At 59.1% G+C, this 14790-nt stretch carries 13 protein-coding genes; 3 read left to right on the forward strand and 10 right to left on the reverse strand.

The annotated features are described in order from the left end of the window. Positions 1-109: 109 nt before the first annotated feature. From ACSAMP_RS11995 to ACSAMP_RS12005, 3 genes are all read right to left on the reverse strand, one after another. On the reverse strand, positions 110-2230 hold the full coding sequence (locus ACSAMP_RS11995) for an O-acetyl-ADP-ribose deacetylase (RefSeq protein WP_457800616.1): 2121 nt from the start codon (positions 2228-2230) through the stop codon (positions 110-112). 178 nt (positions 2231-2408) lie between these two features. Continuing rightward, positions 2409-3326, reverse strand: coding sequence for a LysR family transcriptional regulator (locus ACSAMP_RS12000; RefSeq protein WP_457800617.1), 918 nt, complete (start codon positions 3324-3326; stop codon positions 2409-2411). A 183-nt stretch (positions 3327-3509) separates the two neighbouring features. After that, positions 3510-5072 (reverse strand): HAL/PAL/TAL family ammonia-lyase, encoded by a 1563-nt coding sequence (locus ACSAMP_RS12005; RefSeq protein ID WP_457800618.1) that lies wholly within the window; start codon positions 5070-5072, stop codon positions 3510-3512. A 386-nt stretch (positions 5073-5458) separates the two neighbouring features. Here ACSAMP_RS12005 and nudC point away from each other — a divergent pair, with 386 nt between their 5' ends. The 3 genes from nudC to ACSAMP_RS12020 all read left to right on the forward strand — a co-directional run bounded on the left by nudC (position 5459) and on the right by ACSAMP_RS12020 (position 8076). Continuing rightward, a complete protein-coding gene (gene nudC / locus ACSAMP_RS12010) occupies positions 5459-6295 on the forward strand; it encodes an NAD(+) diphosphatase (protein ID WP_457800619.1) in 837 nt (278 codons plus the stop codon). A gap of 93 nt (positions 6296-6388) precedes the next feature. Continuing rightward, positions 6389-6901, forward strand: coding sequence for a nitroreductase family protein (locus ACSAMP_RS12015; protein ID WP_457800620.1), 513 nt, complete (start codon positions 6389-6391; stop codon positions 6899-6901). After that, positions 6898-8076, forward strand: a complete 1179-nt coding sequence (locus ACSAMP_RS12020) for a PDDEXK family nuclease (protein WP_457800621.1) — start codon at positions 6898-6900, stop codon at positions 8074-8076. Before ACSAMP_RS12015 ends, ACSAMP_RS12020 begins: the two co-directional genes overlap by 4 nt. A gap of 188 nt (positions 8077-8264) precedes the next feature. Here the strand turns inward: ACSAMP_RS12020 and ACSAMP_RS12025 are convergent, their stop codons facing one another. From ACSAMP_RS12025 to ACSAMP_RS12055, 7 genes are all read right to left on the reverse strand, one after another. Then, the gene (locus tag ACSAMP_RS12025; RefSeq protein WP_457800622.1) at positions 8265-8768 is read right to left on the reverse strand and encodes a hypothetical protein; all 504 of its coding nucleotides are present in this window, start codon (positions 8766-8768) and stop codon (positions 8265-8267) included. Between the two features lie 9 nt (positions 8769-8777). Continuing rightward, a complete protein-coding gene (locus tag ACSAMP_RS12030) occupies positions 8778-9896 on the reverse strand; it encodes an exonuclease domain-containing protein (RefSeq protein ID WP_441795952.1) in 1119 nt (372 codons plus the stop codon). A 167-nt stretch (positions 9897-10063) separates the two neighbouring features. Next, positions 10064-10909, reverse strand: coding sequence for an IS3 family transposase (locus tag ACSAMP_RS12035; protein ID WP_457799222.1), 846 nt, complete (start codon positions 10907-10909; stop codon positions 10064-10066). Continuing rightward, on the reverse strand, positions 10903-11256 hold the full coding sequence (locus ACSAMP_RS12040) for a transposase (protein ID WP_457799214.1): 354 nt from the start codon (positions 11254-11256) through the stop codon (positions 10903-10905). The genes ACSAMP_RS12035 and ACSAMP_RS12040 overlap by 7 nt, the downstream gene beginning before the upstream one ends. 95 nt (positions 11257-11351) lie before the next feature. Further along, positions 11352-13157 carry a TIGR03986 family type III CRISPR-associated RAMP protein gene (locus ACSAMP_RS12045; RefSeq protein WP_457800623.1) on the reverse strand — a complete coding sequence of 602 codons (1806 nt, stop codon included), beginning with the start codon at positions 13155-13157 and terminating at the stop codon, positions 11352-11354. Continuing rightward, positions 13150-13524, reverse strand: coding sequence for a hypothetical protein (locus tag ACSAMP_RS12050; RefSeq protein ID WP_457800624.1), 375 nt, complete (start codon positions 13522-13524; stop codon positions 13150-13152). Before ACSAMP_RS12050 ends, ACSAMP_RS12045 begins: the two co-directional genes overlap by 8 nt. Next, the gene (locus ACSAMP_RS12055) at positions 13521-14789 is read right to left on the reverse strand and encodes an RAMP superfamily CRISPR-associated protein (protein ID WP_457800625.1); all 1269 of its coding nucleotides are present in this window, start codon (positions 14787-14789) and stop codon (positions 13521-13523) included. The genes ACSAMP_RS12050 and ACSAMP_RS12055 overlap by 4 nt, the downstream gene beginning before the upstream one ends. Position 14790: the final 1 nt, after the last annotated feature.

Consider the following 14790-nt stretch of genomic DNA (forward strand, 5'->3'; position numbering starts at 1 on the left):
ATGATATTAAAGTATACTTATATTATTTGCTTCATGATATGATATTTTCGTAAAATAAAGCACACGCGCATACCGTTTTCGATATGCGCGTGTGCTGTTTCATCAGAACTTAACCCGCCACAAAGCGGATGACCATGCCGTTTTCTTTGCAGAAGGTCTGGAAGCGCTCGGTGCTGTTTTCGCCGCCGAACTCCTCCAGCAGCAGCTCGCCCAGGTCCTTCTCCAGGCCGTGCTTCCGGCGCAGCTGGACCAGCAGATGCCGTCCGGCCTCCTCGCCCATGTTGCAGCGGAAGGGATAGGGGTCCTTGCCGTGGGCGGCCTGGCTGGCGGGGCCACGGTCCTCGCCCACAAAGACCACGCTGTCGTCGGTCAGGCGGATGGCCCGGCTGCCCGCCTCAGAGGCGAACAGGCCATACTCCCCGTCCTCCAGGTCCCGGTCGATCTGCTTCCAGAATGGGGCGTTCCACCGGTCCTCCAGGCGCTCGGCCTCCTTCCGGGGCAGAGCCCGGACCTGCTGGGGCAGGGCCTCCTTCATGGGCACCCACTGGGGGTCGCCCTTGGTCAGCACGGTGCGGCTGCCGTCGGCGCCCATCTGATACAGGTGCTGCTCACCCTCGTCCATAGCATAGGTGACGAACAGGTCCTTCACCAGGCCGTTCATCTCCTGATAGGCGTTGGCCGTCTCGGTGTGGCCCTTCATGGGGGCCAGGGCGGCCAGCAGGCGGCCATAGTACCAGGCCTGCATGTGCTTGGGGGCGTTGAAGCGCTGCCACAGCTTGTCCCCCACCTTCCGGCGGTCATTGTACATGCTGTGCAGGTTGGCCAGCTTGTCGGCCAGGATCAGCTTCTTCTCCCGCAGCCCGGCGTCGGTGGCCTGGGCGATGGCCTGGAGCTTGCGCTGATACCACACCCGGCGCTTGTCCTCGGTGTGGGCGTTGATCTGGGTGGCCACATCCACGCCGAAGCGCTCGTAGATATCCAGCAGGGTGGCCTGGGTGTCCTCCAGCACATCGTGGAGAGCTCCGGCGGCCAGCAGATCAAAGTCGGCGTCCATGCCGTCCAGGGCGGCCACCGTGGCCACCGGGTGAAGGACATAGGGCCGGTCAGAGCCCTTGCGGGCGGCCCCGCTGTGGCAGGCAGCGGCATACTGGATGGCCCGCTCCACCACGTCCGCCTGGCCCTGGGCGGCGGCCTGGGTCTTCCAGTCCTTCTGACTGCCGTTCCAGATGGTCTGATACTGGGCGGTGGTCTCCTGGTCAAAGCAGGCAAACAGGATGCGCATGCCATACTTGGGGTTGATCTGCATCCAGTCGAAGGCGGTCTTCAGGGCGATCTGGGTGGCCTCCTCCTTGGGATAGCCATAGGCCCCGGTGGAGATGGCGGGGAAGGCGATGCTGTGCAGACCGTTCTGCCGGGCCAGCTCCAGGCTGTTCCAATAGCACCGGCGCAGCAGAGCGGCGTCCTCCTCCTTGCCAGAGTAGACGGGGCCCACGGTGTGGATGACGTGCTTGGCCTTTAAATTATAGCCCCCGGTGATCTTGGCCTGGCCGGTGGGGCAGCCCTTCAGCTTGCGGCACTCCTCCAGCAGCTTGGGCCCGGCGGCGCGGTGGATGGCCCCGTCCACGCCGCCCCCGCCCAGCAGGGTCTCGTTGGCGGCGTTGACGATGCAGTCGGTCTCCGCCTGGGTGATGTCCATGGTGGCAAAGCCCACGGTGTTCTCCCCGGGCTGGGGCAGGTCTTTGATGAAGATGCCCTGGATCAGGGGCTTAGACAGGAAAAAGGACTGGCCCCAGGGGTTGAGCAGGATGCCCGCCAGCTGAGGGTTCATCAGGGCCTTTTGCAGATAGGTGTCGATGGTCTCGGTGACGGTGGAGCTGCGCTGGCCCTTGTCCGCCTCCTCGGGGCTGGTAAAGGCGGCGTATACCATGGCGCCGCTCTTCAGGTTCAGGGTGCGGATCTTGCAGCGGAAGTCCGCCGGGAAGGGGACGGTGTCCCCGGTCTTGGTGCCCTCAGACACCAGCTTGTCCGCGGCCTCCTTGGGGATCTCCACCGGCACGGTGAGCCGGTCTCCCCGGGCCATGGCGTTCTGAACGGCCTCCAGCACGCCGGCGGCCAGCTTCTCCTTGGGCTGCTCCTCGTTGTCATACACCTGGGAGACGGCCTGCTCCACGCCCTCCATGGCCTGGGTCCGCTCCTGGCGGTTGATGTGAATGATAAAGTCTTGGTCCATTGGGTCTTTCCTCCTTCAATGGGTCCTCCGCCGGGGCGGATGATAGTTGGGTCCCCGGGGGGACAGTATCAGTTTACCAGATACGGCGGAAAAAATCTACTGCTTCCGGCCAATTCATTCCAAAAGCGTAAAAAACGGCGGTCCCGTCTCTTCTCCGGGACCGCCGTTTCAGCATTTTTCAGCCCTCTTCGCCCTTCAGCGCCCGGTCAAAGCGCTCCATCATCCACCGGGCCTGGCGGGACAGGGGGACGTCCGGGTCGCAGACATAGCCCGCCTGCATCAGGGTGTCCTCCCCCAGGATGGGCACCCGGCGGATCTCCGGGCTGCTGTAGGGGGAGCAGACGTCCATCACCCCCAGGCAGCACACGTCGGTGCGGGCCAGCATACTGGCGGCCAGGTGGTCGCTGTTGGTATACACCCAGTGGTCCAGCTCCTGGGCGTCCACCGCCCCCACGCTCACCGTCTCCAGGTGGTGCTCCACCGAGAAGAAGTCCCGCACGCCCCGGAGGAACTTCAGCTTAGACAGCTGGTCCACGTCCACCGTCTCCGCCTCATACAGGGGGTGCCTGGGCCCCACATAGAGACACAGCCGCTTTCCGCCCCGTGGCAGAAACTTCAGCCGCTTATAGCTGACGATGTTCCGAAAGACCTCCAGCCGCTTTTGGGCAACGAAAACGATGCCCAGCTCTGAAATACCCTGGTGGACCTGGTCCACGATCTCCTCCACGCTGCCCTGGTGATACTCGATGTGGGCGTCCTCCCCCCAGGCCTGATAGAAATCCACCAGCAGTTGGGGGATCATCTGGCTGGGATAGGCGGACAGGCGCAGGCTGTTCTCCCCCTCGGGCACGGCCAGAGAGGCCAGCTTTTCCGCGGCCTTGCGCATGATCATGGCATATTCCAGCACCGCCCGGCCAAAGGCGGTGGGCTGGACGCCCTTGCCGCTGCGCACCAGCAGCGGGCGGCCCAGCTCCTCCTCCAGGGCCCGGATGTTCTTGCTCACGTTGGGCTGAGAGGTGTTCAGACACTCGGCGGCCCGGGACAGGCTGCCCTTTTCATAGGCGGTCACAAATATCTCCAGCTGGCGCAGATCCACGCGTCTTCCCCTCTTTCCCTGTCGGTTTTACGGCTTGCTTCCAGTATAGCCAAAAATTTCAGGGTCGGCAAGGGCTGAACATTAGAAAATACAGCGAAAATAGTTAAAATATTTCACCTCCACGTAAAACACGCCGGATTTTCCAACTATTTCTAGTATTTTTCATCTTGTGGAAAATGCCGGTCACATCATGCTCCGCCCCAGCTGCGCCTCGGCGGTGTTCACCAGCTCCCCGCTGCGGACCATCTGGAACAGGGCCTCGATGTCGGGCTGGAAGAACCGGTCCTCCTTGGCATAGGCCACCTGCTGCCGCACCTGGTCGTGAAGACGGGCAGTCACGGGGGACTGCTTCTCCGGCAGCATGTCGATGGCCTGGAGGGCCACCATGATCTCGATGGCGATGACGTAATCCAGCTTGCGCACCGCCTGGCAGGCCCGGCGGGCGGCGTTATAGGACATGGACACCGGGTCCTCCTGCCCGGCGCAGGTGGGGATGGAGTCGATGCTGGCGGGGATGGCCAGCAGCTTGATCTCGTTCACCAGTCCGGCGGCCACATACTGGGGGATCATCATGCCGTTGTTCAGGCCCGGCTCAGCCACCAAAAAGGCGGGCAGGCCGTCGTTCAGGTTCCGGTCCACCATGCGGGAGATGCTCCGCTCCGTCTCCTTGCCCGCGATGGCGCAGGCCATGCCGATGATGTCCGCGTGGGAGCCCACGAAGGTCCCGTCGAAGTTGCCGCACATCAGGGCCACCCCGTCCCCGTCCTCGGTGCCGAAGATCTCCGGGTTGTCGCTGATGGAGTGCATCTCCTCCACAATGGCCGTCTGGGCCTCGCCCACTAAGCGGCGGATAGAGGCGTGGACCTGGGGCATGGCCCGCAGCAGGCAGGAGTCCTGGACCTTGTCCCCCGCGTGCTTCTCGCACAGCTCGCTGCCCGCGAGCATGTCCCGCATGAGCTGGGCGGCCTGCTGCTGCTCCGGGTGGGCCTTGGCGGCGTGGATGCGCTCATCCAGGGCCTTGGGGGTGCCCCGCAGGGCCTCGTAGCACAGCACTCCGGCGATCTCCGCATTCTTGGCCGCCAGGATCGAGTCGTAGCTGGCCAGCAGGCCGAAGGCGGTGACGGAGATGGTGCCGTTGAGCATGGACAGGCCCTCCTTGCACTCCAGCTCCAGGGGCTCCAGGCCCTCCCGCTCCAGCACCTGGGCGGTGGGCACCTTCTGGCCCTTCTCCAGGATATGGCCCTCGCCGATGTAGGCCAGGGCCAGGTGGGCCTCCACGCTGAGATAGGCCACCGAGCCCTCTCCGGGGGCATAGGGGGTGATGTCCCGGTTCAGGAACTGGCGGATGCGCTCCAGGGTCTCCAGGCGGATGCCGGAGTGGGCCTTGCCCGCGTTCAGAATGGTCATCAGCATGACGGCCCGGGCCTCCTCCTCCGTCAGCGGCTCGCCCACGGCGCAGGCGTGGGAGCGGACGATGTTCCGCTGGAGGGTCTTGGCCTCCTCCGGGGGAATGACATAGCGCACGTTCTCCCCAAAGCCAGTGGTCACGCCATAGATAGCCCGGTTCTCCGCCAGAAAGCGGTCAATGAGCCGCCGGTTGGCCCGGATGTTCTCGCAGAACTCCGGGGAGAAGATCAGCTCGGCGTGATAGCGGACCACCGCCATGAACTCCTCCAGGGTGTTCTTGCAGTCGGTGAGACAGACCTGCTTGATGCCGGCCGGATCTTGATTCAAAAGCGTATTCATAAAGGAAAGCTCCCCTTTCTATTTCATGCGTGCCTGCTTCCAGGCCGCCGTTTGTTCTTACGCTTTTATAAATAGCAAATCCCGTGCCAAGCACTCCCCTTTTGAAAAATTTATTTTCCCGTCAGAAAATAAGCGCTATTTTTACTGAGACACCGGGGTTTCTTTCGTTTTTTCTGCCCCGATGTTTCGGCGTTTGGGACGCTCCGGTCCCATTCCGCTTCAAATATACTGCAAATTTTTTTGTCATGTGCATAGAAATATTGCATCTCGTCCTTTTAAGCGGCGGACATTTTCTCCCTTTGCAAACAGGTCTGACTATGATAAAATAAACTGTCAAACAACAAAATTCCCGCTTGAGCGGCGTATCATTGCGAGGCTAACACACCATGATCCAAGACATATTTCCCCATGTATTTCACAACGAATTTCACGAGCGCGAGAGTCTTCCCGGCGATTTTGTCGCCGTTTTCTCCGGCGGGAAGACCTATCTGAGCCAGGGCGGCGCTCTTCCCACCGCGGCGGAGATAAAGGCCCTGGGGGTGAAAGAACACGAGCTGGTCTATCTCTTTGAGATCGATCAGACGGCCTTCTTCCTCCTCTGGACGGTGCCTGATGCCGTAAAAACGGCGCTGGTGGAGCAGGGCACCGGCATATTTCGCAATATGAAACCTACTTATCTGGCTCTGGCCGGGTCCACGGCCCTGCACCTGTCCGCCTGGTATCGCTCCAACCGGTTCTGTGGTCGGTGCGGCGCCGCCATGGAACGGGACAAGGTGGAGCGGGCCATGCGCTGCCCCAGCTGCGAACAGGTGGTCTATCCCCGCATCAACCCGGCGGTCCTGGCGGCGGTGCGCCACCGGGACAAGCTGCTGCTGACCCACTATGCCAACCGGCCCAACGCCACCCGCTATGCCCTGGTGGCCGGCTTCACCGAGATCGGCGAGACCCTGGAGGACACCGTCCGGCGGGAGGTCATGGAGGAGGTCCATCTGCCCATCAAGAACATCCGCTATCACGGCAGCCAGCCCTGGGGCTTTGCCGGGAACATCATGGTGGGCTTTTGGGCGGACCTGGACAGCGAGGACGAGACGGTGATCTTAGACCGCAGCGAGCTGGACGAGGGCGTGTGGCTCTCCCGGGAGGAAATTCCCGTGGACGAGAACCCCGCCTCCCTCACCCACACCATGATCCAGCTGTTCCGCCAGGGGAAGGACCCCAAGTAATTTCTGCAACACATAACGATATACAAACACACAATACAAACACACAAAAGCAGCCCCTTGGGCTGGCATACTTACGGATAGGAGGAATTTTCAATGGACTTTATGGAAACCGTCAAGAACCGCTATTCCTGCAAAAAATTTGATGGCCGCCCGGTGCCCCAGGACAAGCTGGACGCCATTTTAGAGGCCGGACGCCTGGCCCCCACGGCCAAGAATTTGCAGGAGCAGCACATCTATGTGGCCCAGACCCCCCAGGCCCTGGCCAAGATCGACGGGGTCACCCCCTGCCGCTATGGCGCGTCCACGGTGCTGGTGGTGGCCTTTGACCGGAACAACGTGTTCACCTATCCCGGGGAGCAGCGGGACTCCGGCGTGGAGGACGCCTCCATCGTGGCCACCCACCTGATGCTGGCCGCCGCCGCTCTGGGGGTGGACAGCTGCTGGATCAACTTCTTCGACCCGGCGGTGCTGGCCCGTGACCTTGGCCTGCCGGAGCAGGAGGAAATTCTCATGCTTCTGGACCTGGGCTATGCCGCCCCCGGCTTCAAGCCCCTGCCCAACCACACCAGCCGCAAGCCCCTCTCCGACACTGTGAGCTATCTATGAACACCCTGATCGAACTGTACGACGAGCGGGCCATTGAGAACATCCTCGCCCCGGACATGTTCCGCCCCCAGCGCATCGTCTATCTCTGCCCCGGGGAGATCGTCCGGGACCACACCCGCCAGGCCAAGCTGGCCGACTTTTTCCGGCGGCGGGGCTGGGAGCCGGAGCTTGTCTTTGTGGAGGCCAGCCTGTTTAAATCAGACCGCATCCTGCGCCAGCTGATCTCCATCGGGGAGAAGTATCCCGACTGCGCCCTGGACGTTACCGGCGGCAGCGACGCGGCCCTGTTCGCGGCAGGGATGTTCGCCGCCCAGCGGGGCGTGCCCGCCTTTACTTACTCCCGGAAGAAGAACCGCTTCTATAACATCTCCGGCGCGGCCTTTGCCGACGACCTGACCTGTCCCCTCGCCTATTCCATTGAGGAATTCTTCCTCATGGCCGGAGGGACGCTGCTGCCCGGGCGGGTGGACAACCACATCCTGTCCCGGTATCTGCCCGACTTCGACGCCCTCTTCGCCTGCTTTCTCCAGTTCCGCCGGGAGTGGAGCGATATCGTCGCCTACATCCAGCGCATCTCCCCCGGGGAGTACGGCCAGACCCCGCCCCTGTCCATCTGCGGCGGCTATACGGTAAAGGGCGACCACGGGACCCGGAACACCGCCAACGAGGCGGCCTTGCAGGCCCTGGCCCAGATCGATTTCATCCGGGACCTGCACATCGTCCCCGGGGAGCAGGTGTCCTTCTCCTTCCGGGACCTGCACGCCCGCGCCTGGCTGCGGGATGTGGGCAGCGCCCTGGAGCTGTACGCCTATAAGGCCTGCGTCGACTCCGGCATCTTCCACGACGTCATCAGCAGCGCCGTGGTGCGCTGGGACGAGGTGCTGGGCCACAGCAGCGTCTCCAACGAGATCGACGTGATGGCCGCCCGGGGCGTGATCCCGCTGTTTCTCAGCTGCAAGGCCTGCGACGTGAAGACGGAGGCCCTGAACGAGCTGGCCATCCTCCGGGACCGCTTCGGCGGAAAGGGAGCCAAGGCGGCCATCGTCACCACCGAGCCCTGCCACGCCGCCGCCCGCCACCGGGCCGCCCAGCTGGGTATCGCCGTCATTGATTTAGAAGAGCTGAAAACCGGCCAGCTGGTCCACCGGCTGAAGGTCATTATGAAAGTGGAATAAGAGAAAACTAATGCCCCATGACGTGTGGATTTTTACTCACAAAGTCACTAGCAAGAGCTATTTCAACCGGCCTTATCTATTACTTAAAAGCTGATTTCAAATTATATCAGAAGGCCCGCTATTTATGCGAAAATAAACTATTTTCGTCATAAATAGCGGGCTTTTTGCAAAACAGAAATATTTATCAATTAAATATTTCTGTTTTTTCCATAGAAAATTCTGCCCTGTTCCAGATTCTTCTTATATGCGCAGGCAGCAGCCATGATTGGGTCAGGATGGATACACTTTTTAGCATCGCTGCATGCTTCATATCTCCCACAGCAACCAAAACTTTCACTTGCAATCACAATTTCTGCTTCAGCAATTACAGATATGATAGATGCAAGTCCCAGTACATCATTAAAGTTTTTCACAATAATCCTGCTAAGGCCATTGTTAATATGTTCAATCTTATAGTCGGGGAACTTCTCGTCATAAATGCTCTTGTACTCGATGCGGATACCGCTTTTTTTGGAATCGACCTTTACAGCCAACAAATTTTTAGCTTTAACCGCGATGTAATTTTTATTTTGGATTACTTCAATAAATTGGCTATGCTGTTCTTTATCACAAATTTCTCTTTGCACAGCTTCATTTAGCTGCTCAGCTTCCGTTTTAATAATTGTATCAAAAGAAACCTGTCCGTTTTCCACTTCTACACCTCATTTGATAAAATAATCGCTTTCTCTCAAAATAGTAACTGGAATACCTTTTTCCTGTAACGACATGGCTTTTTTAACTTTAGTTCCATAGTTCCCTGCTATCCAAGCGGAACTGCCTTCATCGCCAACCAAAAGAATATTCGTTTTACTCGTTACTGATTTTTGAATTTTTGCACCACGCTCAATCAATATAGATTCTACTTTAGATTTACTTCCTATAGAAAATTCCCCAGAAAGAACAACATTCTTCCCTTTGACTTCTATAACACTACCGCTACAGGAACAATTAGTCCCCACAGGATCAAGTACTTTGTCACAGGCTTCTAAAAGTTTGCCATATTCATCATTTCCAATAATTCCATTTTCAAGTATTGACCCAATTCGGTGTGAAATCATATTACACGGATAGGTCTCTGACATTTCTGCATGTTCTTCTATCCAATTATGTAACTCCAACAATCTACTCGGCTCGATCTTGTCATCGCCAGTAATCGTAGCAAGGATGGTCTTCAACTCTAAAAGCGCACGTGTTTCCGACGAACATGTTCTCTTCCTCACTTTAACATCTGCTTTACAATCGCACTCGTTTAGAGAATACGGACGAATAAACTCCTTAACATTCAATCCTTTACTGCACATATCTAAAAACAGTTCTGCTGTTGCTCTGCAATCACTTCCAGAATTATGATGCTCTAGTTCAAAGCCTAAATAGTTGCATAATGTATTGAGCTTGTAATTTGGCAATTCTGGATAAATACAGCGTGCAGCTTTAACTGTATCAAGATAATGTATCTCTTTTTCTTCTATCCCATATGCAGCAAGCGTTTTTCGCAACACGGACAGGTCAAAAGGCGCATTGTGGGCAATTATTACGCGGTCTAAAAACAAGGGTCGCAGCTTAGGCCAGATATATAAAAACGTCTCCGCATCAATAACATCGCGCTCGCTGATTCCGTGAATATGGATATTAAACGAATCAAATTCACACTCTGGATTTACAAAAATGTTTTGGCTTTCTATAATCATTCCATTTTCAATTTCGGAAATGCCGATTGAGCAAATCCTATCGTTCGCACCATTCGGGGTCTCAACATCAAATACAGTGTATTTCTCTTCCATACGCGCATTTTCCTTCATAATGATGTATGAATAATTTTATCACTATCAATCATTTATTTCAAGTTTTTGTCTTATTCTGACGTGAACTGTGCATCTAAGCAAAAGCAGACGCTCACAAATCTGAAGTGACCCCCAAAAGTTAGACAATATTTTGAAGTAAAAATTGTTCAAGCAGCCGAAAGGGCTTGCTGTCTGTGAATTGCAGGCGGCAAGCCCTTTAGCTTTGCCTTGATGCGGCGGTTGTTGTAGTAATCCAGATATTCGATCAGTTCCAGTTTGAAGTGTTCCATGGAGCGGAACTCCTGCAAATACAGCAGTTCACTTTTGAGTAAGCCGAAGAAATTCTCTATCACGGCGTTGTCCAGACAGTTTCCTTTCCGGCTCATGCTCTGGCGAACACCTTTCTCCCGGAGCATCTGTTGGTATTGTTTGTGTTGGTACTGCCAGCCCTGGTCAGAATGGAGAATCAGGTTTGTTCCGGCCGGGATCTTTGCAAACGCCTCGTCCAGCATGGTGGTTACCATGCTGAGTACAGGACGATCCGATATGGTGTAACTGACCAGATCGCTGCTGCACAGATCGAGAATCGGGGACAGATAGAGCTTCTCTCCAAACAGGCTGAACTCCGTCACATCCGTGACCCATTTCTGATTCGGCTTTTCGACATGAAAATCCCGATTTAGCAAATTTGGTGCAATTTTGCCTACTTCTCCCTTGTAGGAACGATATTTTTTCATCCTGACACGACAAACTAAGCCCAGCTTCTTCATGAGCCGCTGGACAGTCTTGTGGTTCACAGAGAATTTACGCTTGCGAAGTTCTGCCGTGATCCGGCGATAGCCGTACCGGCCCCTGTTTTCGTGGTAAATTGCTGCGATTTCTTCCTTAACAGATGCATATTTGTCTTCTCTCTGCATCTGCTTCAAATGATAGTAGAAAGTTGCACGGGGCAGCTGAGCGATTGAGAGCAGAATACTGAGTGCGTGTTTTTGCCTTAGCTTCTGAACTACCAGCGTTTTCTGCGCTGGCGTCGCTCGTCTTCCAAAACCAAGGCTTGCAAGTTTTTTAGGTAATCGTTCTCCGCACGCAGTCGCTGCACTTCGGCCAGCAGATCTTCTTCCACCTGCTTCGGCAGCTGCTTTGGCGGACGACCCTTACTGCTGCGGCCACGCCGTTCGATGGCTAACCCTTCCGGCCCTTCTTCCAGGTAGATTCGCTCCCATGATTTGATTCGATCTCTACTGTTTACCTCAAATCTACGGCAGGTTTCGCTGTAACTCAATTTCTCTTTCTGCATGGTTTCAATCACCAGTTTTTTGAATTCCGGCGTATATCGTTTGTTTGGTACTCCTTTTGGCATAGCAAAACACCCCACTTGTTAGATAGTATACCATACTGTCTAACAAATGGGGTGCAGTTCAATCCGTGGGCGTCTGCTTTTCTGTGTTCTTCTATTTAATGGCGGCCATATTTTTGGGCCAGCTGGGCCATCAGCTCCTCCATGGTGGGGGCAGTTTTTTCTTCCGGCGGCTTCGCCAGTTCCCCCTCATCCGCCCGGAAGTCGGCCACGGTGGGCAGAGGCTGGCGGACGTTTTTATACTCCTCCAGGGCCATATAGCCCGCCCTCTCCCCTGGCTGGATTTGGCGGCGGAGATAAAAAAAGTCCTTTATCTCCGCCCGGCTGCGGATGGACGGCTGCTTCAGCCGCAACCTGTCTGCGGCATAGCGGTCATAGGCGCGGATGTAGTCCTCCACCCGGTCCGTCCGGTCCGCCCCTGCCGGGCCGCATAGATTTTCAGGGCTGTACAGCTCTGTCGGGTCCGTCTCCACCAGCCGGTCGATGTGCAGTTCCATCCGGCCCAGGCCCAGGGGCTTGCCCATGCCCAGGCTCTGATAGCAGCCCTGGTCCAGCCGCAGGCACCACAACAGCAGGCCCAGCTCGTCCTCGTGGAGGTTCTGAAAGCGAATGACCCCCCGGAACCGGGTCCCCTTGGGCAGGGGCCGCAGCGTGGACTGGACCTTCTCTTTTCCCGCCGGGACCTTTCCCGGCTCTTTCAGCCAATATTGCTTATAGCCCCGCAGGCAGAAGCCCTCCTGGGCATAGTTTTTCCCCTCCGCCACATAGCCGGGGTAATAGCTGGGCTTGGGTCCCGCCAGCACCGCCCCCAGGGGCGGCTCCGGCTTCACCTGGCCCAGGGCGGGAAGATCGCCGAAAGACACCCTTGAGCGATAGGCCCCCTCCGGCCCCGCAAAGCCCAATATCCCGTGGGGATAGTCCACCCCCGGCTCGGCCTGGGCGTCCCGGTGCCGCTGGGGCAGGCCCTGGGACAGGGCGCTGCCATAGCCGATGCGCAGAAACAGGCTCATACCGAAGTAGGTGTGCCCCTCATGGCGGAGGTAGAAGACGGGCTTCTCCTCCCCCGCTCGGGGCAAGGCCCAAAAGTTTGCCCGGCCCAGCACATTTTTCCGGTTCTCCCAGTCCTCCTGATAGGACAGCACGTCCTGGTCGCTCAGCTCCAACGCCGGTTTGTCCTCGTCCGCCTGGGGGAAGAGATACAGGTGGTTGGGCCTGCCCACCGGCCTGCCCGTGACCAGCAGCATCCCCCGCTCCATGCCGGGGACGGGGGCGGCGCTGCGGCGGAGGGCCGTGACCCGCTCCCCCGCCGCCTGATAGGCCACCGGCAGGGCCTGGGCCGGGTCCAGACCCAGGGCCGCCGCGTCCGGGTGCTTTCTGGACACCCGGAGATAGGTCCCGGCCACCGGCTGGATGATGTATCCCTTGTCGGTGCTGCGCAGATAGCCCGCCCGGACCTTGGTGGGGACGGAAACAGACCGCCCCCGGTCAACCTTCCGGGTCTCCACCCCCAGGGCCGCCTGGTAATACGCTTTCAGGGCGCCCCCGGCGCTCCCCCGGGCCGCCGCCATCTCCCGGAAGTAGATCTGCACGTCCTCAAAGTCCTCCCCCGGATGGACGCACCCGAAGCCCAGGATCTGCATGTTCTCCCGCACCATGCCCCGGATGGTGGAGCCGGGCAGGGCGTATTGACCGTTAGGGGCACGGAAAAAGTTGTCTCTCCCGTCTGAGACGAACACCGGGGTATCCGCCGTCATGGTCACGTGGATCTCGCCGCTTTTCAGGGCCGGGTCCATCCGATCGTGGCGGGGCAGCTCCTCCGGCCCGGCGTAGCGCAGCAGGACCTTGTTGGCGAAGGGCACAAAGTTATAGGGGGCGCGGACCTTTGATTGAAACTGCTCACGCATCTGCCTTGCCCTCCTTCCAGCCGCTCAGCCGGGTGGCCGCAATATAAGCCTGGCCGTCCTCGTCCCAGTCCATGACACGGGTGACGGTGATGGACCTGCCGAACTGCGGATTTTCGACAGGATATTCCTCTTCGATGACGTGGTCCTCCGGCTCCCCTGTCAGTTCCACGGCCCTCAGGCCGTCCTCCCCGGGGAAAATTCGGATCTCCCGGTCCCGGCTGAAAAAGCGGGCCTCCAGCAGCTCCTCCAGGTCCACCGCCAGGGGCGTCCGGCCCAGGGCCACCTGGCTGAGGGAGCGGACCCAGGCGAAGGGCAGCTTCTGCCCCGCTTCCAGGGCCGCCTGAAGGCTTATTGTCTCCTGTCTCATGTCCGTTCCTCCTCCAGCGCGCTCAGCCAGGTCTTGAAGATATCCTCCGGGTCCTCCGCCGTGCAGCGCCGCTCCCGGTCAAAGGTCAGCGACGCCCGCCTGCCGTCTGACAGGGTGGCGGTGAGCCGGTCCACCTGGACATAGCCCCGGCCAATGGCGCCGCCGCTGCCCAGGTTATACAGCCCCGCCCCCAGGTCCCGCAGGGCGTACAGCAGCAGGCCGCAGTCCGCCGGGGCGTCTGGGGCAGAGATGCGCAGTTCTAAGTCGCAGCGCAGCGGCTCCTCGGTGAACAGCCCGCCCCGGATCACGCCGCCGGTAAAGCGGTTGATGCGGATGCGGCTGATCTGCTTTTTCTGGGGCTGGGTGATAACGCCGTCCTCAAAAAATACCTGTCCGGGCAGACCGTTGTCCTCCGCCCCGGCCCCCCGGCCAAACAGGGCCTCTGTCCGCCCTTTGGACAGGACCAGCGCCGCCGCGATCTGCTCCGCCCTGGCCCGCACTGCCCCCTTTATGGAGGAGCCGGGGAGCACGGGCCGCCCGTTCTCCGTCAGGTTGGGGGTGTAGGCCCCCCGCCGCTTTTCCGTCTCCAGGGGCGCGCCGGAGCGAATGAGCAGGCTGTCCGCCCGTCCGGTGAGGACAAAGGTCACCCGCCCCCCTCCGGTCTCCTTGGGCAGGGTCAAAAGCTCTGTGGCGGGCTGGTCCGCTAGCCACGCTGTTCGGTCTGCCGGGTCCGTCAGGTCAAAGCACCGGCGGCGGACGGTCAGGCTCACCCGGCCAAAGCCGCCGCTCTTCTGTCCGCCCAGGCGGATCTGGCCGCTGTGCAGGGCCGCCAGCAGTCCTTCCACCGCCCGCAGTTCCCCCTCGTCCCGTGTCAGGTCCAGCCAGGTCAATGTAAAGGAAAACCGGCTGTCAGCGGCGAGGTGGGCCACGTCGAATTTTCCGCCCGCTGCCGCTGTCCCGGTGGCCCGGTCTATACGCAACCGGGACCGGGTCTGGCACTGGGCGTCGGCGTCGAACACCCCGTCGGACACGATCAGCCGCCCACTCTGTTTTTGGCTGCCGAACAGTTTCTCGGCCATGTCCGGATCCAAAGCCGCCAGGTGCTCCCGCAGGGCCCCGGCGATGGAGCTGCCCTGGAGCAGGGCGGTCCCGTCCCAGCTCCGCAAGATCTGTTCCGTGTCCCCGTCGCTCCCGCCGGTGCGCAGGGGCGTGGAGCAGCGGGCCTGGGCCTCATACCGGGCCGCGTAAGTATAGGTCGCCGCCATG

The sequence above is a fragment of the Flintibacter sp. SJQ-8 genome (genome assembly GCF_054108085.1).